General features: G+C 67.9%; 16 protein-coding genes. 8 read left to right on the top strand and 8 right to left on the bottom strand.

Annotated elements, in window-relative coordinates:
- Window positions 1-253: 253 nt before the first annotated feature.
- From ACFVWD_RS49490 to ACFVWD_RS49500, 3 genes are read left to right on the top strand one after another with little or no spacing between them, the layout of a single operon-like run.
- Window positions 254-2092: an IS481 family transposase gene (locus tag ACFVWD_RS49490; protein ID WP_389605063.1), complete on the top strand. Its 1839-nt coding sequence runs from the start codon at window positions 254-256 to the stop codon at window positions 2090-2092.
- Between the two features lie 48 nt (window positions 2093-2140).
- Complete coding sequence (locus ACFVWD_RS49495; protein WP_389605065.1) at window positions 2141-3058, top strand: hypothetical protein; 918 nt, start codon at window positions 2141-2143, stop codon at window positions 3056-3058.
- Window positions 3059-3082: 24 nt separating this feature from the next.
- On the top strand, window positions 3083-3331 hold the full coding sequence (locus ACFVWD_RS49500) for a hypothetical protein (RefSeq protein WP_389605067.1): 249 nt from the start codon (window positions 3083-3085) through the stop codon (window positions 3329-3331).
- A 151-nt stretch (window positions 3332-3482) separates the two neighbouring features.
- On the opposite strand, the gene ACFVWD_RS49505 is transcribed toward ACFVWD_RS49500, so the two are convergent.
- The gene (locus tag ACFVWD_RS49505; protein ID WP_389605068.1) at window positions 3483-4523 is read right to left on the bottom strand and encodes a hypothetical protein; all 1041 of its coding nucleotides are present in this window, start codon (window positions 4521-4523) and stop codon (window positions 3483-3485) included.
- The gene (locus tag ACFVWD_RS49510; RefSeq protein WP_389605092.1) at window positions 4523-5686 is read right to left on the bottom strand and encodes a helix-turn-helix domain-containing protein; all 1164 of its coding nucleotides are present in this window, start codon (window positions 5684-5686) and stop codon (window positions 4523-4525) included. Before ACFVWD_RS49510 ends, ACFVWD_RS49505 begins: the two co-directional genes overlap by 1 nt.
- A 602-nt stretch (window positions 5687-6288) precedes the next feature.
- On the opposite strand from ACFVWD_RS49510, the gene ACFVWD_RS49515 reads away from it, so the two are divergent.
- The 3 genes from ACFVWD_RS49515 (at window position 6289) to ACFVWD_RS49525 (ending at window position 9987) form a co-directional block, all read left to right on the top strand.
- On the top strand, window positions 6289-7689 hold the full coding sequence (locus ACFVWD_RS49515) for a hypothetical protein (protein ID WP_389605070.1): 1401 nt from the start codon (window positions 6289-6291) through the stop codon (window positions 7687-7689).
- Between the two features lie 272 nt (window positions 7690-7961).
- Window positions 7962-8612, top strand: coding sequence for a DCL family protein (locus ACFVWD_RS49520; protein ID WP_389605072.1), 651 nt, complete (start codon window positions 7962-7964; stop codon window positions 8610-8612).
- Between the two features lie 418 nt (window positions 8613-9030).
- A complete protein-coding gene (locus ACFVWD_RS49525) occupies window positions 9031-9987 on the top strand; it encodes a DUF4238 domain-containing protein (protein WP_389605073.1) in 957 nt (318 codons plus the stop codon).
- A gap of 40 nt (window positions 9988-10027) precedes the next feature.
- Here the strand turns inward: ACFVWD_RS49525 and ACFVWD_RS49530 are convergent, their stop codons facing one another.
- Entirely contained in the window at window positions 10028-10174 is a 147-nt protein-coding gene (locus ACFVWD_RS49530) for a hypothetical protein (protein WP_389605074.1), read from the bottom strand.
- Window positions 10175-10520: 346 nt separating this feature from the next.
- Window positions 10521-12638, bottom strand: coding sequence for an NACHT domain-containing protein (locus ACFVWD_RS49535; protein ID WP_389605075.1), 2118 nt, complete (start codon window positions 12636-12638; stop codon window positions 10521-10523).
- Window positions 12639-12811: 173 nt separating this feature from the next.
- Between ACFVWD_RS49535 and ACFVWD_RS49540 the strand changes: the two genes are divergently transcribed.
- The gene (locus ACFVWD_RS49540; protein ID WP_389605077.1) at window positions 12812-12988 is read left to right on the top strand and encodes a hypothetical protein; all 177 of its coding nucleotides are present in this window, start codon (window positions 12812-12814) and stop codon (window positions 12986-12988) included.
- A 335-nt stretch (window positions 12989-13323) separates the two neighbouring features.
- Here the strand turns inward: ACFVWD_RS49540 and ACFVWD_RS49545 are convergent, their stop codons facing one another.
- Window positions 13324-13632 carry a hypothetical protein gene (locus ACFVWD_RS49545; RefSeq protein ID WP_389605078.1) on the bottom strand — a complete coding sequence of 103 codons (309 nt, stop codon included), beginning with the start codon at window positions 13630-13632 and terminating at the stop codon, window positions 13324-13326.
- Between the two features lie 869 nt (window positions 13633-14501).
- On the opposite strand from ACFVWD_RS49545, the gene ACFVWD_RS49550 reads away from it, so the two are divergent.
- Window positions 14502-15599, top strand: coding sequence for an integrase core domain-containing protein (locus tag ACFVWD_RS49550; RefSeq protein ID WP_389605079.1), 1098 nt, complete (start codon window positions 14502-14504; stop codon window positions 15597-15599).
- A 59-nt stretch (window positions 15600-15658) separates the two neighbouring features.
- Here ACFVWD_RS49550 and ACFVWD_RS49555 read toward each other — a convergent pair whose 3' ends face one another.
- From ACFVWD_RS49555 to brxD, 3 genes are all read right to left on the bottom strand, one after another.
- The gene (locus tag ACFVWD_RS49555; RefSeq protein ID WP_389605081.1) at window positions 15659-17497 is read right to left on the bottom strand and encodes a DUF262 domain-containing protein; all 1839 of its coding nucleotides are present in this window, start codon (window positions 17495-17497) and stop codon (window positions 15659-15661) included.
- 223 nt (window positions 17498-17720) lie between these two features.
- A complete protein-coding gene (locus ACFVWD_RS49560; protein WP_389605083.1) occupies window positions 17721-19880 on the bottom strand; it encodes a DEAD/DEAH box helicase in 2160 nt (719 codons plus the stop codon).
- Window positions 19877-21208, bottom strand: coding sequence for a BREX system ATP-binding protein BrxD (gene brxD, locus ACFVWD_RS49565; protein ID WP_389605085.1), 1332 nt, complete (start codon window positions 21206-21208; stop codon window positions 19877-19879). Before brxD ends, ACFVWD_RS49560 begins: the two co-directional genes overlap by 4 nt.
- Window position 21209 lies beyond the last annotated feature (1 nt).

The raw sequence follows: 21209 nt of genomic DNA on the forward strand, positions 1-21209 counted from the left end.
CACCACTGGCACAACTCCCCCCCACCCCGGGGTCGAACCCTTTGAGCGCGGGGTCCAATTCGGCTGGTCGACAGGGTCTGGTCCGCGTGTGCCCACGCGGACCAGACCCTTGGGCGCGCCTCCGATGACCTGCTTGGCCCGGGCGAGGGGTGTCGGTGTGAGGTCTCAGGAGATGCTTGACCGTTTGTGCTCTGGACATGGTTGACACGTTCGGCTGAACGTCCGGCAACTCCAGTCCCCCGCTGAGGTCGGGGTGCTTCGCTCGGTGGTCGTGGATGTACAGCAGTTGGCCGAGTACCGCTACCGGGCTGTCCGCGAGGTGCTCGGCGGGTCTCCAATCGGTGAGGTCGCAGCCCGGTACGGCACCTCGCGTCAGACTCTGCACAGCTGGCGACGGCGGTTCGAGCAGGAGGGCATGCCGGGCCTGCTGGATCGCTCCCGGCGGCCGCGGAACAGCCCCACGCGTCTGTCGGCCGAGGTTGAAGCCGAGATCTGCGAGCTACGTCGCCGACATCCCCGGTGGGGTGCCCGCCGGATCTGTCACGAACTCGCCGGTCACGGGCTGGAGTCGGCCCCGTCACGGGCCACGGTCCATCGGGTGCTGTCCCGCAACGGCCTGGTCCGCGCCCAGGAACAGCAGCATCCGCGCAAGTACCGCCGGTGGCAGCGTGAGGCGCCGATGCACCTGTGGCAGATGGACCTGGTCGGAGGGGTTCCGCTGGCCGACGGGCGGGAGTGCAAGATGGTCACTGGCATCGATGACCACTCCCGGTTCGTCGTGATCGCATCCGTCGTGGCCGTGCCCAGCGCCCGCGCTGTGTGCTCGGCCTTCACCGCCGCGATGCGCCGCTACGGAGTGCCCTTCGAGGTACTGACGGACAACGGCAAGCAGTTCACCGGCCGTCATACCCGCCCCCAACCGGTGGAGGTGCTGTTCGAGCGCATCTGCCGGGAGAACGGCATCACCCAGCGGCTGACCAAGCCGCGTTCGCCCACCACCACGGGCAAGATCGAGAGATTTCACCGCACCCTGCGCGAGGAGTTCCTCGATCACGTGGTGCCGTTCGAGTCGCTGGCCGCGGCCCAGGAAGCGATCGACGGCTGGGTGCACGCCTACAACCACCAACGCCCGCACCAGGCCCTGGACATGGCCACCCCCATCAGTCTTTTCCGGCCCCACGCCGCAGTTGACCGCGATGACGAGCATCCTGAACAGGCAGTCGTCGAACCGGAGTTGGCCGTCGAGGTCGTCGAACCGCCCGTCCTGCCGCCGCAGGGAACCGCAGTCGAGTTCCAAGTGCGGGTGCCGCCCAGCGGTGAGATCACCCTGGTGACCGGCAGGCAGCGAGTCGGCATCCACCAAGCACTGGCCGGCAGGACACTGACGGTCTGGGCGAACCACCGCAGCGTCCACTTCCTCCTCGACGGGCACCTGGTCACCACGGTCCCGTCCCGGCTTCGGCCGGAGGACATCGCCTACCTGACCATGCGCTACGGCGCCCGCCCGGCCGGTCCCGAACCCGTCCCGGCCGCTCTGCCCAGGGCGCGGAGCGGCACGGCCATCCTCGCCGCCGGCGAGCCGGTCGAGGTCGAGCGCAAGGTTCAGCGGGACGGACTCGTCGGCTTGGCAGGCGGCCGCTACCAGGTCGGGTTCGCCCTGGCGGGCCGCACCATCACGCTCCGCCTGGACGGACACCTCATGCACGCCATCGCCGACAACGCTCTGATGGGGACGTGGCCCTGCCCCGTTCCGGCCGACCGTCTGGGACAGATCCACGGGGCACGGACGGCGACGTCACCGCTGCCGCCTCCGCCCCTGCCGACCGGTTCCATCCGGGCCCAGCGCAAGGTGCATGCAAGCGGCCGTTTCCAGATCAACGGCCAGCTCATCAAGCTCGGCCCGCGGCATGCCGGAAAGATCGTCACCGTCGTCATCGAGGACACCCACTTCCGGATCCTGCACGGCGAGGACGAACTCGCTGTCAGGCCCCGCAAGAACCCCGGACCGATCAGCAGGCTCTACGTCAAAGGCATGGGCACGCAGAGAGACCGTCAAGGATCTCCTGACGCCAAACCGTCAAAGAAGTCCTGAGACCTCACATCGAGAGACGGGGGCCGACCGGCGCGGAACACGGCATCGATGAGCCACCAGACAGCTCTGGCCGCCACTGAGGACCGCCGTCGCTGCACGGGCGAATCCCATCAATCCCTGCGCTCGCTGGTCAGCCCCGCAGGAGAAGCGCTGCCCATCCCGGCGGCGCGCCATCCGGAGCAGGCGGAGTTGGAGGCGGCCGTGTTCCTCGCCACCTGCAAGATCGGCGGAGTTTCGCGGGATCCCCTGGGGATCGTCAGTGTCCGGCCGGAACCAGAGCTGCTCGGCATTCGGATGCTGGCCGAGCCGTACGTGATCCGGTACTGGGCTGACATGCTGCTTCCCCGTTCGGTCGCGGACGACAGCAGTGACCCCCACAACCGCGTCTCAGGTGTAGCCGGGCTCCGCTATCGCCACGAGCGGGGCGGTATCTGCCTGTACCGTCCGGGAACGCCGGCCCGCATCCTGCTCACCGGCTTCAACCCCCGATGGTGGGAGCGGGTCACCGACCTGTTGCGCGACGATTACCAGCTCCTGCAAGACCAGTCGGACTGGTCCCCGGACGAACGAGCGACCCACACCGCAGCCAGCGCCTTCCCAGTGAAGGCGGCGCCCATCTTCTCCCCTCTGCTGCGCCGCATCCGTGCTACCGCAGGGCCGGGAGAGATCAACGCAACCGACGCCTGGAGCTCCATGGGCGGCTTCCGGCTGGAGGTCACGGACGGCCCGCCCTGCCCCGATCTGGTCCGCTTTCTCGGTGACGGGCCGACCGGACTGGGCTGGGAAGTCGATCACAAGACGTGCACCTGTCTGTGCGATCACGTTCGCGGCGGCTGCAACATCGACTTCCGCGACCCGGCCACGGGCTGCTTCGTGTACTACTCGAACGGGAAGTGGGGCCGCACCAACGACGAGCGGCACCGCAGCTTCATGGCCGCCGCGAACCACGACGCCTTCGCCCGCTGACCGCTGATGCCGAAAGAAGCCGACATGCCTGGCCCGGACCTGCCACCAGCTGAGGTCCCCATGACCACGGAGGCACTGCTGAGCCGGTGGCCGACCGCAGTGCAGAAGGTGGAGCTCATTCACGGCGTGCTCGTCTTCACCGGTGCCTTCGACGAACGCGACTTGGAGACGGCGCGGCGTACCTACCCGGGCCGTCGTCCGGTGCTGAATGCCGACAGCGGCCTGGAAGTACATCCCGCTGGGGTGGGTGATCCGGCGCCCCTGCTCGCATAGGAACGTGGATGACCAGTCGATCGGCGGCGTGAACGGAATTGGCGCCTCGTGCAGAGCCCAGCAGCCACAAAATTCGTCAAGTCGTTCTTGCAAGGTGCGGTGTTCCCGGGTGAGTTGCTGGACGCCGTGCTTGAGCGTGATGTTCTCGCCTTCACGTCGTGTCGTTGGTGGTGGGAGCGGGCGGGCGGCGGTAGTGGTCCAGGGCTGCAGCGTGCTCGTGGTATGGGATGCGTGGGATCCGGGAGACGAGGGACCACATCGTGCGCTCGGCGGCGAGTTCCTTGGGGATGTCCAGACCGAGGGATGCGGCCAGGGGGTGTCGTCCGACGTTGACCAGGGCCCGGACGGCCGCCGCCCATTCATCTGTGGCGCTGACGGCGCAGCGGTACCAGACGGGGATGAGTGCGGCGAGGACGACGGCGGTTGTCGCTGCGGCTGGTGCGCCGGTGGCAGTGGAGGTGAGGGTCACGGCCGCGGCGAGCAGTACGGCGAGGTGGCCGTAAAGGAGGCAGACGAAGAAGTCGACGCTGGTCCGTGCGGTGTCGACCTGGCGGCGTGCCTGTTCTGGGGCGGTGGCGGTCAATTCATTCCACAGGAGCTGCGAGTCCAGCTGGTATCGGTCGTAGGCGTAGACCTCGAATTGGCGGATGGCATTGCCGAGTCGGGTCGGCGCGAGGTGGCCGTCGCCGACCGGGTAGCGGGCGAGGCGTTCTTGCAGGAGGGCCCGGCGGGTGACGGTGCTGCGCTGATCCAGGCTGCGATAGCGGGCCAGGTGAGGGCTGTGGCGCAGGAGCGTGAGATCTGCTCTGTCGACGGCGGACAGGTTGGTGCCGGCGGCGCGGCGTTCGAGGCGCATGAGCAGCAGCCGGTCGGTCAGGTCACGTCTGATGGCCTGATGGCGGCGGCAGCCGTATTCGTACGCGAGTGAGGGCCACAGCAAGTAGCCCTCCAGGATGCGGTAGAGGGGGTTTTGCAGGGCGTTGAGTACCAGCCCCAGCATCAGCGAGGCGGTGAGGAAGGCCAGCGCGCCGCGTCCTTCGGCCAGGCCCCATGCGTGTTCGAAGGGCGGGATCTTGCGAAGACTGGGGAGCAGGGTCGTGGTGAGAATGGCGAGGTTGAGCGCGGTGGGCAGCACCCACCCGACGAGCAAACTCCAGGCTCCTCCCAGCGCCCCCTTGGCGATGTCCCCCATCAGGCGCCAGCGCTCCGTTGTGCACGGAGAGGAGCGGTCGGCTGGGTGGGCGGCGGGGCCGGCCATTCGTCATCATCCGGGGCTGGCGAAGGCCCAGGCGAGGTGTGCAGGGTCCCGCCGCCCAAGGGGTGACGAGCGCGGTAGGCCTCCCGGTACGCGGCCGGGGAGGAACCCAGCTGGCGGCGGAAGTGACCACGCAGGGACACCGGTGAGCGGAAGCCGCAGCGTTGGGCGATCTCGTCGAGTGAGTACTCGGAGGTTTCCACGAGGCGCTGCGCCTGGAGAACCCGCTGAGTGGTCAGCCACTGCAGCGGGGCGCTGCCTGTCAGCGAGCGGAAACGGCGGTCGAAGGTGCGGCGGCTCATGTACGCGCGTGCTGCCAGAGTTTCGACGTCGAACTGCTCGTGGAGGTGCTCGAGCGCCCAGGCGACGACCTCGGCGAGCGGGTCGGTGCCGATCTCGTCCGGCAACGAGCGGTCCAGGTAGGCTTCCTGGCCTCCTGCCAGGCGCGGGGGGACGACCAGGCGGCGGGCGAGCGCGCTGGCCGCCTCGTTGCCGTGGTCCGTCCGCACGATGTGGAGGCAGAGGTCGATTCCGGCCGCCGTACCTGCCGAGGTCAGGACGTCTCCATCGTCGACGAAGAGTTCCCTCGGGTCCACGTGCACCGACGGATAGCGCTTGGCCAGCGTCGGTGCGTACATCCAGTGCGTGGTCGCGGGGCGGCCGTCCAGCAGGCCTGCCGCGGCCAGGACGAACACCCCCGTACCGAGCCCGACGATGCGGGCGCCTTCCTCGTGCGCCCGGCGCAGCGCGTCGAGTGCTTCCTCGGACGGCGGTGAGGTGATCGAGCGCCAGGCCGGTACGACGACCGTACCCGCGCGTGAGATCGCTTCCAGGCCGTACGGCGCGGTGAGTTCCACGCCCCCTGTGGTCCGCAGCGGTCCTTCCTCGCCGGCTGCTACCAGCAGGCGGTAGCGCGGCACGCCGGCGTCCTGGCGGTCGATTCCGAACACCGAGAGGGGTATCGAACTTTCGAAGATGGGGCCGCCACTGAACAGCAGCACCGCGACGAACTCCTTGCGGCGGCGTCTGAGGACCTTCCGCGTCGCAGCCTCCAAGGCGCTGGGAGTCTTGGCCTTGAGGGAGGGGGGTCCTGAGGCCACATGGGGCCCACCTGGTTGGTGGCCGGGCTCCTCTCGGGTGTCGGTCTCCGGTGTGACCGACGCGAATTGGCTCACCAGCCGCCGGAGCGGTGTGCTGGCACGCGGTCGGTTGCGCAGGACACGGCGCAAACGCATGCGCAGCTCGGCCTCTACGTCAGCGGCCGTGTTCTTCTCGCCGCGCTCGAGGGCGTGGAGCAGATCGCTCCGAGCTCGGTCTAACTCCTGTCGGACCCCGTTCGCGCGAGCCTCGCTGCCCGACTCGTCGTCGACGAGGAACGTAACGAGGGCGTCGCGGACAAGCGGCCAGGAATCCTCCCGCATGCGCTTCACCAGCTCAGCCGCACAAACCGCGACGAAGTCGTTCAACGAACCCCCCGATCCCCCAGAAGTCTCCTGGCAGCCCCTGGGCTGCCGGACACACGGTAGGAGGTGTCGACCAACTCTGGCCATCCAGGCTGGACTTGAACTTTGCGGAGATCCGGTGACCGCGCGGAAGAGTTGGCTGAAACCCGCTGCACAACCGAAGTTGGAGGTGATGCATAGTTGGGAACGCAAGGTGTTGCATAAGAGTGCAGCACTAGACGCGAAGTGAGGAATTCACGTTGGGCCACGTTCGTCCACTCGCCAACGGCCTGCGCACCGACCACCCGGTGCCGGGCCTGCCGTTCGTCGACGACTCCCACCTCCCCCTCGACGAGGGGCCCGAGGCCATCGAAGCCGTCGGCCGCCACGAGGCCAGCGGCATGTGGGGGCGCTTCGACCTCAACCGCCAGAGCAGCGGCTGGCACGCCTTCACCACCGACCCGCTCCAACACACCCTGGGCTGGTCGGTCCGCTACCACCCCGAACACGGCCGAACCGTGCTCCTGATGAGCGACGAGGAGACGCCCTCCCTGCACAGCGACTGGGCGGGAGACAAGTTGCTGTTCCGCGCCGGCGGCTACTGGTGGGACGGCACCACCTGGTACCGGCCCGGACAGGTCTGGGACCCCGTCGAGCAGGACTACGAGCGGCGCAAGTCCCGCGCCTCCGTAACTGTCAGCGCCGCCGACGTGCTCGACGGCCGCGCCAACCCCGACCACGCCTACATCGGCAAGGTCACCACCTTCGACCGCGAGGAGCCCGCCCCGGACAACTGGCTCGACCACCTGGCGCTGTGGGCCAGGCACCACCAGGAGCAGGACGGCGCCCTTCCACTGGACAAGTGCGTGGTCGACGTCGCCAGCCCCGAACTGACCGGCGGCCAGCTGCTCGGCGTGCCGGAGATGGCAGAGCTCGGCGGCATCACCGCCTCCACGCTGCGCGCCTACATCTCCCGCCGCAACAGCGAAGTGCCCCAGCCGCAGGCGACCGTAGGCGGCCGCGACCAGTGGGCGCGCGCCGTGGCCGACGACTGGGCGGAGGCCCGCCAGCGCTCCCACGAAGGCATCCTGGCCACCATGTCCGCCGGCGACCGCGACGACCTCTCACCCGGCGCGGCCGCCGTACGCGACCGCTTCGCCGCCGACTTCCACAGCACCCTGTGGGGCCGGCCGGACGTGCGCAAACGGTGGGTCCTGCGCCAGCGCAACGAGACCTCCGTACGCGAGATCTCCGACGCACTCGCCTGGAGCGTCGCAGCCAGCCTGGACCGCATCCTGCCCACCGACATCCTCGGCCCCACGGTCGAAGGCACCGTCCTCAACGACTTTGCCGAGTCCATCGAACTCCACGAGCACGGCAAGAGCACAAGGAAGGGGACACGGAAGGAACCGTCCTGGTACCACCTCAGCCTGACCATCCCCGTCGCGAAGATGCTGGACTGGTACATCCGCCACCACCCCTCATCCGCCTACTGGTACATCGGCGAGATCATGCGCCAGGCCCGCAACCGGTGGGACGTCCCGCCCCAGGAGACACTCCGCACCCTGCGCCAGGCGCTCTCCCTCGACGGTGAGCTGAGCCAGGAAGCCCGCGACACCTACTTCGCGCTCCTCGCACCACGCGAGGACATCGACGACTGACCGCGGCCAGAAGGGGCGCCGGAGCCAATGCCAGTGGCTCCGGCACCCCGCGCGTGAGCCTATCCGCCAGAGGCTCGGGAGGCCGGCGCAGTCGCGACTGCCGACGGCTCCCAGACTGAGTAGCCACCGCGGCGCGAGCGCCTCTGTCCGAACGCGGCGGCCCCTTCGACCTCTTCCAGTGCCGGGTCAACCCCTCGGGACAGTCCGTAGAGACCGAATAGACCAGACTGCGGGCGGGCAGCACTACCACACACAGAAGAGGAGAGGACCCGTTGCCCAAGTTCTGGATCGGATCCCGGGAGTACCCGTCGAAGAAGGCGGCGCAGGAAGCAGTCCGCGACGTGCTGTACGGATACAGCGTGGGCAACCTCGTGGACCGGGAGGCAGATCACCTGCTCCTGCTGGACCTTCTCGACAAGCATGAAGAGGCCGATGCCAAGATCGGTGTCGGCGTGGAGTCCTTTGTGATCGCGCCACCGCTCCAGGGGCCGTACCCGGGTTTCGAAGTGATCCGCACCGACGGCACTCGGATCGACTTCTCCTACCTGGCCTGCCTGAAGCCCCCGAGCTACCGGCAGCAGGTGTCCAGCGCGATGCGCGTCGAAGTCAAGGATGACGTGAGCGCCTACTTCACCTCACGGGTGGCGGCCAACACCCTGGTCTCGGACGAATCCGGGAGGGCGCTGGACATCACCGACACCCACGTCAGCTACTACCGCGGCCCGTCGTTCGCGGAACTCGCCACGGCGTTCGCCAAGGAATCCGGCGGATGGGACGCGATCGAGCTGACCACGTCGAGCGATCCGGGTCGAGGGCAGTTCACCGACCGCGCGCTCGCTGAACGGTGGCGCCAGCACCACGAAGAACACGCGGTACTCGGACTGCTGTCCTCGCAGGAGAACCTGCGCCGCCCACGCAGGTGACTATGCCTCGTGGCGTGGCGGCATCTATCGTTGGTCATGGGCGATTGAGGGTCGTCGTAGTGCGGGACACGCGGCTGGTGCAGACGGCAGTAATCGGGGACGAGCACTCGGACGTGCCCGTCGTACTGCCGATTGGGGCCATCGAGCTGGACGGGTTCCGCCGCTCTCATACCCACGACACGTTCTGGTGCGGGCTCCTGCTCCTTTGAGGGACGCGATGGGGTGGTGTGGTGCCCCGCGGGACAAGTTGCCGCTTGATCCGAAAATACAGCCACACGCCCATGCTGGGTAGAGTCAAGCCCCTCCCCTGACCTGGCACCCGACTCGGGCAGCACCGCAAAAGGGCAGGCGGGAACACGGAGCACTCTGGGACCATTGAGCCGTGGTTGCACAGATGCCGTCTGCGGGGCGCGATGACATGACCCGCATCACCGAACTCGCCTCCGAGACCGACGCGCCGGTCAAGCGCCAGCACCTCATCTCTCAGGTGCTGCTCGCCCAGTTCGCCACACCCATCCGGCAGACCGCCGGCCTCCACGTCCGGCCGCACGACCTGCGCAATCCGCAGCGCCTGTGCAAGGCCCGCACCCCGCGCGGCGTCGGCTGGATCGAGGACTTCGTCCCATACGCCTCCGCCTCCATCGAGCAGGTGTGGAAGCAGGTCGAACAGCACCTGCCCGAGGTCTTCGCCTCGGTCGCCGCGGGCACCGCCCTGAACGAGCCGGACACGGTCTCTCTGCTGCGGGATGTGCTCGCCCTGCACTGGGTGCGTTCCCAGCACTACCGCGACCTGCACAAGGTCATCTTTCGCGCCTTCTACCAGGAGCGCTTGCGCCGGTTCCTCGACGAGGACCAGGTCCTGCTGCAGCTGGCCGTGTGGGAGAGGACCGGCCTGCTCGTCTCCGGCCGCGAGGGCCTGACCCTGCACGCCGAACGCGTCTTGGCGCCCATGGCCGACGCGTACGAGAGCGGCGCGCTGTTCCGCGTCCGCATCGAGGCCTCGTTCGCCAAGGCCCGCAGCCTCCTGGCCAGCCACGCCGTGCAGATCCTGCTGCCCGAGCAAGGCGAGATCCTCATCGGCGACAACCCGGCCCTGACCGTGCGCCGCGACGGACTGCGGCTCTCGTACAACATGGCCCTCGGCGACGCGCACTCGGTCGTCCTGCCGATCGGCCCCTCGTACGTGCTGTCCACCGGCCCGCAGCCGGAGTATCTGCGGCTGCGCGCCGCCGAGGTCGACGAGCTGAACACGCTGCAGATCTGTGCTGCGCGCCGGTACGTCTACACCCGCCCGGGCAGTGCCCTGCGGCCCTTCATCACCCGGCAGTGCCGCGAGCAACGCCCGTCGAACGAGCGGCTCACCAGCGCGAAGTGAACCATCCGTCGTACCGCCCTCGGCCCGGATGCCGTGGGAATCAACCGAATTGGCCCAGCAGCTCCGCGCCATCGCGGAGCTGCTGGGCCAAGTGCGAAGCGACCTTGATCAGGCATGCAAACGTGCCGCGGAAACAGACCGCGGCATACAGCTGGCACGCCGCGCTGCAGAGGTTGTCGACGGTCACGTAATTCCCAGACCTGCTCCGTCGTCCCCGCTCGTTCGTGCGATTCGGGCGAGGGTGAAGGGGGGCGGGCCGCCCGGCAGTGAAGTGTCCGGTCCGAGCCGGGCCGCCCGCGAAGTGCGCCGTCCGGCTGGTCGCCGCGGAGCAACTCCGCCTTCCCCATGGGGACGTCCATGAACTTCGAGCTGGGGAATTACGCGAAGTTCCGCAGAGGTGGCGCAGGCCCGTGCCGAGCCTTGGAGACGTGAGTCCCGCGAGGCATGACCGACGGCGCTTGGAACTGCAGCGGTGATTTTGCCTGCCGCTGAAGGAGCCCGGCGCGGCGCCACCAGTAGCGCTCACCCTGCCGTCAGCGAGCGGAGCCATGCGCTGCCCATTTCTGAGGTGACGTTGGAGGTCGAGGTGGCGGTCCTGCGAGGTGACGTTGGAGGTCGAGGTGGCGGAACTGGTACGCCGCTCCCACCTGTCGCAGTACGCCTCGCCGCGTGTGAGCGTCGGCAAGGAAAGGCATGAAACGCCAGGGTACAAGCCCCATTACCGCCAGAATGGTCCGCGCCGCCAGGAACTCCATCCATACCGACCGAGCGAGTCCGAGTATGAGGCCGACCGGGAGCCCGCCGACGAGCTCGATCATGCTTATCGTGAATGTGATCCCGACCAGGTTCGTTGGCCCGAATGCGCGTACTAGCGCGCTCGTGAGCGCCGTCACGAGTGCCCCGGCGATCCAACCCGCGAGCGCTATGTCCGCGAAGGTGCGCCGGTCCCGTGCAAGGACCACCCCTGGTCCCACTGCCTTGTCTAGGTCGGGGTGTACTGGCCTGAGCCCGCCCATGATCGCGAATGGCAGCCCAGAAAGGAGCCCAAGGCCGAGCCCGGTCCCTAGCCCAAGGTCGAGCCCGAGCATGAGGCCAACGAGGCCGAAGGCGAGTCCCCAAGTGACCCAGAAATTTACTTTCCAGGTCCAGCGGATCCCCGAGCTTGGGTTTCTGTCTCTGGCGGACAAAGTGATCCATGCCGCCGCCGCGGTGCACGGAGGCCCGACCAGGAGCCAGATCGCTCCGACACTAAGCCCGGACACGAGAACGGCGAGGCCCACTGCGAATTCGGCCATGAGCCCGACCGAGAGCCCGACCGCCAGCGCCATCTCGTCTGTGGGAAGGGTCTTGGGGAGTTGCCACCAGGCGAAGTTCGGGGTGCCGTTGAGTGTGTGTTGGAGGTGGCGGGCGAGGAAGGTGAGGGTGCGGTGGGCCTTTTGGGCGGTCCAGGGTGTGGGGTGGTGTGGGTGGGGGCGGTAGGCGGCGGGGATGAAGGCGGCGAACAGGTGGGTGTCGATGTACTGGCGGGTGGGGAAGCGGCTCTGGTCGAGGAGTTCGTCGGGGTCGGGGAGTTCGGTGGGCTGCTCGTCGGGGCGGGGGTTGTAGATGGTGCGGGCCAGGAGCAGTGCGAGCGGGGTGCTCAGCGCCTGGGAGACGGGAGTGCCGGTGCCGAGGGAGGCGGTGACTCTGCTCCAGCGGGCTGCGGCCGTGGTGCCGGGGCCTCCGGCGTCGCGTTCCAGGTAGGCGGCCGCTTTCGCGGGGTCCAGGGGGAGGAGGCGGATGCCTGCGGCTGCGTTCAGGAGCACGGTGGTCCCCGCTGGTGTGGTCAGGGCGCTGCGGTACTCGGCGGTGCGGCTGGAGAGGATCAGCGGCTGCCCGGCCGGTAGTACCTCATTGATGGCGTGCAGGGCGCGGGCGCGCACAGGTTGGGGGAGTTCGTCGAGGCCGTCGAGGAGGGGCAGGATCAGCCGCCGTGTGAGCAGGGCGCGTGCCTGGGTGCCGGTGCCGGCCTGTGGGGAGTTGGCGGGGGCGAGGGCGCGCAGGGCGGGGTGGTCTTGGGCGAGTTCGTCGGCCATCCAGGTGTACAGGTCCTGGTGGGCTGGGTCCCACGAGGCCAGGGGGAACAGGACCGGGACGGGGCCGCCGGGCGGGCGGTGTTCGAGCAAGGCCAGCAGGAGGCGGATGAGCAGCATGGTCTTGCCAGCACCGGGCTCGCCGAGGACAACCAGGCGGCGGGTGGGGACGCGCTCGAAGACCTGGGCGATGGCACCCCCCTTGCCGGCCAGCCCTTCCGGACTGACAGCCCACCCGGAGGTGGCTTCAGGGGTCTGGCCAGGCCAGTCCCCAGCCAACTCCCTCAAGTGCGGCCACGACTCGACGAGGTCCGCGTCGGCCGCCACCCATTCCACCGACAGCGGGAACGGGTCGTTGAGGCGGCGCACCTGCGCCTCGGCCTCCCACTGCTGACGCACTGCCTGGGCGAGCTGGTCGGCCACGTCCCCCAGCTGGGCCGACGCCGGTCCGCTCCTGCCGGAGCGGACCACGGCGATCACTGCGGCGGGCAGTGCCAGCAGACCGGTAAACGCGGAAACAACGGCGACCAGATCACGGGCTTGGTGGCCGCGTGCGATGTACCAGGCCAGGAATGCCATGACCAGGGCTAAATAGAGCAGTCCAATCCGCTTCGGTACGCCTCTCACACATTGATCATGCGGGATCCTGGACGGCAGACCCAGGATTTGACGGCTCCGACATCACCCGGCCGACCAGCGACTCGTGTGCCGGTGCCGGCCGGTCCGTCGAACTCTCCCGCGGGTGGGTGAATGTGCAGGCCTGTTCCTGCCAGGGTGCGGGCCGCGTTGTCGGCCTGCTCGTCACCCCTGCCGACATCCAGGAGTGCGCAGCGGCCCGTGTCCTGCTGACCCGGCTCCATGCCGAGCACCCCGAATCCGTCTTCGTGGACAATGCGGCCCCGCGGGCCCACCGCAACGCGATGGACTAGGAACGCCTGATGTCCCACGCCGAAGCTCACGTCCAGTGGGCCTTCATCACGCTCATATCCCGCCGCCTCGGTGCGACAGCACCGCCGCACCGAGGCGGTCCCCGCAGTCCTTGCGGCCGTCGCCTGAAGATCGCTCCATTGCCGTTCGCTTGCCCGGACCACGGATTCGATCCGGCGCGCATACAGCAGCCGGCGCAGCAGCCCTGGGCCCGCGCATCCGGCTCCGGCACCTTCTTCGCCTTGCCCGGCGACCACCGCGACGGAGGGGGCGTACGGCGGGACTCGATGATCCGCTCTACCGCTGGCGTCGACAAGCCGCGCTCCGTTATCGCGCACTAGTCCAGGCCGAACCACTCGGTGGGCCGCGCGAACGCCTCCGTGCCGATCTTCACCCTTCGTGCCGTTCCCCCGCTGTCCAGCCGGATGCGGTGCACGTACCAGCGGTCGATCAGGGTGTCCCGGGCCACCGGCACCGACATCCCCAGCACCGGTTCACGTTCGTCGTCCCACACCGGGGCCACCGCCCCATCCAGGTGCACCCGCAGACCACGCTCCTTGAACTGGACGTCCACAGCGGACCCGACCGGCGCACCATCGGCCCGGGTGAAGTCGAAGCGGGCCTGCTCGCCGCGCCGCGCAACCACGCGGTGGCCCCTGACTTCACGTACAGATGGTCGGCGCTGGCCACTCCTCGCAAGCGGCGCCGACACTCGTGCGGCTGCCCGTCCGGGGCCGGATGCTTATCGCATCAACTTGTCACTATCTGCGGGAAGTCGCTCGCGAACGACGATGGGTGCGGATCCTCTCGGGGGATGACTGAGCTGGGAAGACGCTGATTGGTGTGTGGCCGCGCCGCTGTACTTCTACCGTGGCGGGGTGGAGGTGGGCGTCATGGTGTCCTTGCCGGAGGAGCTTCAAGCGCGGGAGGCCGCGGCCCGGCAGGCCATGGCAGCAGGCACCATCCAGACCATCCGCACCCACACCCACCAGGTCTACGACCAGGGCGCGCCGAACAGTGACAAGGACACCAACGGCAACCCCTACGCGTTGGTCACCAGCGGGACCGTGAGCGCAAGCCTCGGCACCTCCGTGCCGGGCAGCAGCGACGTCGACGGTCGCACCACCAGCTACCTCTACAACAACGGGAGCGACAACGAGGGCTGGACCCTCCACACACCGCTGCAGACCGTCACCGACCCCGGCACCGGCCATCTGGCCATCACCAAGACCGTCGTCTACAACGAGGACACTAACCTGTACGGCGGACAGCCCCTGCCGATCGAAGTCCGCATGCCCAGCAACACGGGCGGCGGCGGAGCCGGCACCACCAAGACCGTCTACTACACAGCTGGCAGCAACGGCATCGACTCCGCCTGCGGAAACCAACCCTGCCCTTGCCGAATACCTCATCCGCGCAGATGGGAGGCGCTATCAGGCTGTCACGGCGTCAACTGCCATACGGACGCGCGGATGCGCTCATGGGAGCGCGGCCGTCGCGGCATGATGGTTGGTCGTGCTGCTGAGACTGGCTTACCTGGGCGTGACGAACGCGTTCGCGATGCTGCGGCTGCTGCCGATGAGCGACCGGGAGAAGGATGTCGAGATCCTGGCCCTGCGCCACCAGATCGCCGTGCTCGAGCGGCAACTGAGCGGTCAGCGGGTGCGATTCGCCCCGGGCGACCGCGCGCTCCTGGCCGCACTACTCCACGGCCTGCCGCGCAAGGCGCTCCAGCAGATCCGGCTGCTGGTGCGACCGGACACGGTGCTGCGCTGGCACCGCGACCTGAGCGCCAGCCGCCACGCCGCCGCCTCCCGGCCCAGGCGCGGAGGCCGGCCGCGGACCGTGCACTCGATCCGGGCGCTGGTGCTGCGCCTGGCCAAGGAGAACCCGAACTGGGGGTACCGGCGCCTGCACGGCGAACTGCTGGTCCTCGGGGTGGAGGTGGCGGCGTCCACCGTCTGGGAGATCCTCAAGGACGCCGGCGTCGACCCCGCGCCCCACCGGGCCTCCACCACCTGGGCGGACTTCCTACGCTCCCAAGCCGACGCCCTCCTAGCATGCGACTTCTTCGAGACCGTCACCCTGACCGGCACGCGGCTGTACATGCTCGCGGTGATCGAGCACGCGAACCGACGGATACGGATCCTGGGCGCGACCGCGCATCCGACCGCCTCCTGGGTGGCCCAGGCCGCGAAGAACCTCGTCATGGACCTCGAGGACGCGCACTGCCGGGCCCGCTACTTGATCAGGGACCGGGACGGCAAGTTCCCGCAACTGTTCGACGCGGTCCTTCAGGAGGCAGGCATCAAGGTCGTCCTGAGCGGGATCCGGATGCCCCGCATGAACTCGATCACGGAACGGTGGGTGCAAACCTGCCGGCGAGAGCTACTCGACCGCACGCTGATCTGGGACCAGCGCCATCTCCTGCATGCCCTACGCGAGTTCGAGACCTTCTACAACGAGCACAGGCCACACCAAGGCCTCGCGAACGCCCGCCCCCTCTGCCCGCTGCCCGCTCCGATCGAGCACCCAGACCAGATCGCGCGCCTTGACGTACGACGACACTCGCGACTCGGCGGCACCCTGCACGAGTACGCCCACGCGGCCTGACCAGCATGGATGAGGTATTCGACAAGGGCAGGGCCGGCCCGCATTTGACGGGTGCGCGTTTACACGTCCTCGGTGTCGTCAAGCTGGTCAAGACTCGGGCCTTCGTCGTCCCCGCTCCACTCGTCGTCATTGATCACTTTGCCCATCGCCGATGAGATGTGGCTAAGCAGCGCTGCCCTGCGCGCAGCAAAGAACCCATCGAAGTCGTCCGCGATCATGTTGTTCGGATCGGCGAGGTGAGTGCGGATGCGCTCAGCCATGCCCTCGAACCCTGTCTCGGCGGTTTTTTCCAGGCGATCGAGGTAGGAGGAAGGAGATGTGCCCCCGATGATCCTGTTGGTACGGGCGGCCAACGGTGTCTTGTTGACGATCGAGTTGTACACAGCGGGTACCAGGCCAGCCTTTTCGCACCATGCCTTAGGAAAGATGTGATGGATGTCGATAGACTCGTCGAAGTACCCGGTAACTTCTGCTTTCTCTCCCGTGCGCCAGTCCACGGCGCCAGCTTTCAGCAGCAGAGCGTATATGCCTTTGTAGGCAGCACTGTTTCGGGTCCTCAGAGTCAAGAGGCGTCCCGGAGAGAACTGAGCGGCGGTCACCGTGCGGGGCTCGGCGGAGGCACCACGAATCCAGTCGACGACGTCGGGTAGGTCCTGGCTGAAGCGGGTTTCGGTGGACCCGCCATACAACTCCCCGAATACCCCGCACCAGTACCAACGAGCGAGCTTTTGCTGGGCTCCTGCGCTCTGTGCAGCCTCATCGGCCAGCGCCAGGATGGCGGCGAGTGGAATCAGTTGGGTGCCGTACGGCAGAAACTTGGTGTCGAAGAGATACTGCTGATGCAAGAACTTGGCGGCTGCCTTGAATCCGGCGATGACGGAGGGGGCGAAGCGTTTGTAGTCCTCAAGGGACAGGGCAAGCATGTCTTTACGCTTACACCCGATACGTGGGAGCCGGTCCTCCTCTGTTCCCTGTTCCTGTTCGAGTTGGCGGCGTGCTGCCGTGGCCAGCAGGGTCACTGCCTGCAGGAAGTCGGTGTTGGACACCTCTCGCAGGATGCGGTACTCGGGTGCCTTCCAGGCTGCGCGGCATTCCTCCTCCCAATGCTTACGCAGATCGAACTCGTCAGCGGCATAGGTTGCGGTCAGCAGTTCGAAAACGGTCAGAGTGACGCCGCCGGTGTTGACCTTCTCGAACACCTGGCACACCGCCTGGCGGGGAGTATCCTGCCCCAGTTCAATGACAGGGACATGGTAGAGATCGAAGGGGCGAACGAACTCATTCCGGAAGGTGCGCCATAGGGCGCGCTTATCTTTATCGCCTCCCCAGTAGTCCGTGAACTCGTCACCCCAGTCGCCGTTGTCGAAAACTGCGCCGAGAGGGAACAGGTGGTGCTCGTACTCCAACTCGGGCTTTGAGTAGTCCTCGATAACCTCTCGGCGGAAGTTCAGCACCCGACGCTCTTTCGGAAGAAACCGAATTGCCTCCTCCCGGTCGTCGTTCTCATCGAGCGCCTTGCGCATGTCGACGTAGAACCAGCCGGACACCTGCTGCTTCCGCAGATCTTGGGTGACTACCGGTCGACGGAGCTTCAGGGCCTGGAAGAGCGAGGTGAGTCGCTGTTGCCCGTCCAGGATGAGAGTCTCGGGTTCTGGCTCGCCGGCTGGCGTGGCTCCCTCGACTGGGCGGTACTTGAATCTCACGTCGCCGCCAGCTCTGAGCAGCATCACAGTACCGACGGGATAACTCAGCGAGATCGACGCAAGGAGGCTCGCGATGTTCGGCCACGGCCACACCCAGCCACGCTGAAACTCGGGGAGCTGCGCCTTGCCTACCTCAACCTGCTGGAGCAAGTCGCGCAGCGGTCGCTTGTCGATACTGAACGCTTCGTCGGCCACATTGACTCCTTTGGCGCAGGGGTCGCACTGAAGACTGAGATAAATGTTCCACTAACGCTACTAGCTAAAAAACTGCTTGCCGAGACCACTGACAAACCAGATGAGATCTTGGATCGAGCGGCCGAGGCCGTCGAAGGAGGGCCCCACAAGCCCTCTTCCAGAACAACAGCGCGGTCCTCGGGAAGTCCGGCTCAAAAGTCTCCTTCCTCTAGCCTTTAGGGTTCTAAAAGGTGACGAAGCGTACTGGTTCCGTGAGCGTCTGGGCAGCGTGGTCGAGGTCGGCGAGGCGTGCGGCGAGGGTCGCTTCTGCGAGACGTTGCGGCAAGGCGGCGCTGAACTTGAGGCCGTTGAGGGCGCGGGGGTCGACGTCGGGGAGGCAGAGTCGGTCGGCGGCGTCCGCACTGGCTTGCTTCCACATCTGCGGGGTGAGGTCGGAGCGCAGTCGCACGTACAGGTCGTTGCCTCGTTGGAGAGGGTCGGCGATGCCGGCGAGGGTGGCGGCCAGCGTGACGTTGGCGCGGTGGCCGGCCCACGTCCACCACCGCAGGTCCTTGCCCGCGCCGTCGCGGGTGATCACGTTGCCGCCGGGGTGGACTGTCTCCGTGCCCTGCTCGCGCAGTTGCGCCAGGGCGCCTTGCGCGCGCTTGGTGAGCGTCACGAGCGGGTCCTCGCCGAGAAGGATCTCGCGGGCGGCGCGGGTCAGGTCGAAGGAGGACATGGGCAGCCCGCCGCCGTTCCACTTGGCCTTGCCGCCGCCGTCGACGGGTTCCACGAAACAGCGTTTGCGGTTGAAGTCGATGTAGGTGACCTGCCAGCTGCGTCCGGCCAGGAGCAGGCGTCGCGGTCCGGCGCACTCCTCGGTGAGCAGGGTCGGGTCGGTCTTACCGATTTCGGTGCGCCCGTTCAGGACGGTGAATTCGGGGGCGGCGGTGAAGACGGCGGTGAGGTTCATGAAGTGCCGGTGGCCGAAGCGGCGTTCGGCCTCGGGGCCGATGAACAGCATGCCGCCGTCCTGATCGAGGTAGCCCTCGCTGACCAGGTGCCGCACGATGGGCTCGGCGGCCGGGCCGAAGGGTGCGAGGCCGCCCCACCACTCCTGCCACAGGCGGTCGCCGATGCGGTGTTCTTGCAGACACAGGGCGAGAATCTGCTGGGCGACGATGTGGCGTGGCTCGGGCGGGGGCACGACGGGTTCGACCCAGCCCCTCGACCACAGCAGCAGCAGGGCGGCGGCGCAGAGCAGACCGCCTTCGTCGACGGCCAGGAAGAGGCAGTTGCGGGTGGTGCTGGGGCGTCGTCCGGTGCGTCCGATGCGCTGGAGGAAGGAGGCGACGCTGCTCGGGGCGTCGATCTGGATGACACGGTCCAAGTCACCGACGTCGATGCCCAGTTCGAGGGTGCTGGTGGAGACGATGACGCAGTCGCGGGCGTCGGCGAAAGCTTCCTCGGCGCGGCGGCGCTCGTCCACGGACAGGGAGGCGTGGGAGAGGAAGGTGGTGATGCCCTTGGCACGCAGGCTTTCCCCCAGTTCTTCGACCTGGCGTCGTGACTCGCAAAAGACCAGGCGCTTCTCACCGCGGTGGAGGGCGGCGATGACGGTGGCGGCGTTGCTGAGCGAGCCGACGTAGTCGAGTTGGACATCGCCGGGTGGCCGCCCTGCGGGCGCACCTGACCCCTTGTCTGACAGTGTGTCGGGCTGGGCGTGCAGGTGCGGGGCGATGACCTTGGCGGGTCGTGTTCCGGCGGCTGCGCCCTGGAGCCAGTGCAGGAGTTCCTCGGGGTTGCCGACGGTGGCGGATAGTCCCACGCGCTGCACGGGTCGTCCGGCAACGCGCTGCAGCCGTTCCAGGACGGCGAGGAGGTGCCAGCCGCGGTCGTCGCCGGCGAAGGCGTGGACTTCATCCACGACGATCGTCCGCAGGCCTTGGAAGAACGCGCGGTGGTCCACGTTCACGCTCACCAGCATGGATTCCAGCGACTCCGGAGTGGTCAGCAGAATGTCCGGGCGCTGGCGCAGGATGGCCTTGCGCTTTGGCTGGGAGACATCGCCGTGCCACAGGGCGGCGGTGCGGCCCAACCAGGAGGTGTAGGTCTCCAGCCTGGGCAGCAAGTTGTTGAGCAGCGCCTTGAGCGGACAGACGTAGAGGACGGAGGTGCCGGTCCAGTTCTCGGCGGCCATCCGGGACAGCAGGGGGAAGGCGGCGGCTTCGGTCTTGCCGCCCGCGGTGGGCGCGAGCAGCACGGCGTCGGTTCCCGACAGCAGCGGGTCGATGGCCTCCTGTTGAAGGGGGCGCAGGGACTTCCAGCCGAGGGTGTTGACGATGTGGTGCAGCAGTACGGTGTCCAGCCGCTGCAGCGGATCGTCGGCGCTGGTGTCGGTCACGGCAGGTCCAGCTCGATGTCGTCGGCGCTTGCTGCGGCGGCGTTGCGTTCGACCTCGCTGAGCTCGGTGGCGGAGACGGTCAGCGCGTAGTGCCGGCGGGGGTCGAAGTCCTCGAACTCGTCGACGCGGTCGAGGACGTCGGCTACGAGTTTGCGCAGGAACAGGCGGGGTGCGACGCCGACGTTGCCGCCGAGTCCGCCGGTGACGGCGGTGGCGAGCTGAGCGATGTACTCATCGTCCACCGCGTGGGCGATCCGCTCGGGGTGGGAGGCCTGTTGGGCGTAGAGGTCGCGGATGGTGCGGCCGAGCTCGCCGAGCCGTGCAAGGTCGAATCCGGGCAGGCGCAGCTGTACGGCCCGTGGGGAGTCGAAGCGGGGGTCGGTGGAGAAGTCCGTGGCAAGGCGCTGCGCCAGCGGGGCCAGTCGCTGGATGCCTTGCTGGCCGTCGTAAAAGGCGGGGGTTCCGGTGATGACGAGGAACAGGCCGGGGAAGCGTCCGGCGTCGATCTCGTCCAGGAGCTGACGTAGCGCGTTGAGGGCTTTTTCTCGCACGTCGCTGCGGACCCGCTGCAGGGTCTCGATCTCGTCCAGGATCACGAGGAGTCCTGGCTGGCCGCCGTCGCGCAGGACGGTCAGCAGGCCTTGGAGGAATCCGAGGGCGGCGAAGTGGTCCAGGTCGCCGCGTACGCCGGCGAAGCGGCGGGCTGCGGAGGCGACGGATTTTTGGCCGCCGAGCCAGGCGATCAGTGCTTCGGCGGTGGGTGCGTCGCCGGCGGCGCGGGCCTGGTGGTAGCCGCGTAGGGCGGCCGCGAACGCGGGGGTGGTGCGGGCGACGTCGGCCAGACGCTGCTCCATGAGGGCGTTCACGGCGGTGCCGAGTGCGTCGGCGTCCTCGTCGTCGATTTCGCCTGTGTCGAGGACTCCTTCTTCGAGGGTGAAGAACCAGGAGTCGATCACCGCACGCAGCGCGCTGGGCGGGTGGGTGGCGGTGGTGAGGCGTTCGGTGAGGCGGCGGTAGACGGTTTCCAGTTTGTGCAGGGGTGTCTCGGTCTCCGAGATCTGGATCTCGACGGTGGCAAGGCCTGCTCGCTTGGCGCGCTCGGCGAGCCAGCGGGCGAAGAAGGTCTTGCCGGAGCCGTACTCGCCGCGGATGGCGTGGAAGGCGGCTCCCCCGCGGGCCGCGGTGGCCAGGTCGTCATCCAGGGCTGCCGAGAAGCGGTCCAGGCCGACGGCGAACAGGTCGAGGCCCGATTGCGGCACGGTGCCGCGTCGCAACGCGTCCACGACCTCGCGGCGACGGGCCGCGCTGACCGGCGAGACCGTACTCATC

The organism is Streptomyces sp. NPDC058086, assembly GCF_042885015.1.
Lineage (GTDB): Bacteria > Actinomycetota > Actinomycetes > Streptomycetales > Streptomycetaceae > Streptomyces.

What these genes read in the sequence shown, in the direction of transcription:
- ACFVWD_RS49495 (WP_389605065.1), top strand. Translation starts at nt 2,141, where the DNA reads ATGAGCCACCAGACAGCTCTGGCCGCCACTGAGGACCGCCGTCGCTGC.
- ACFVWD_RS49500 (WP_389605067.1), top strand. Translation starts at nt 3,083, where the DNA reads ATGCCTGGCCCGGACCTGCCACCAGCTGAGGTCCCCATGACCACGGAG.
- ACFVWD_RS49505 (WP_389605068.1), bottom strand. Translation starts at nt 4,523, where the DNA reads ATGGGGGACATCGCCAAGGGGGCGCTGGGAGGAGCCTGGAGTTTGCTC.
- ACFVWD_RS49525 (WP_389605073.1), top strand. Translation starts at nt 9,031, where the DNA reads ATGACCCGCATCACCGAACTCGCCTCCGAGACCGACGCGCCGGTCAAG.
- ACFVWD_RS49535 (WP_389605075.1), bottom strand. Translation starts at nt 12,638, where the DNA reads ATGGCATTCCTGGCCTGGTACATCGCACGCGGCCACCAAGCCCGTGAT.
- brxD (WP_389605085.1), bottom strand. Translation starts at nt 21,208, where the DNA reads ATGAGTACGGTCTCGCCGGTCAGCGCGGCCCGTCGCCGCGAGGTCGTG.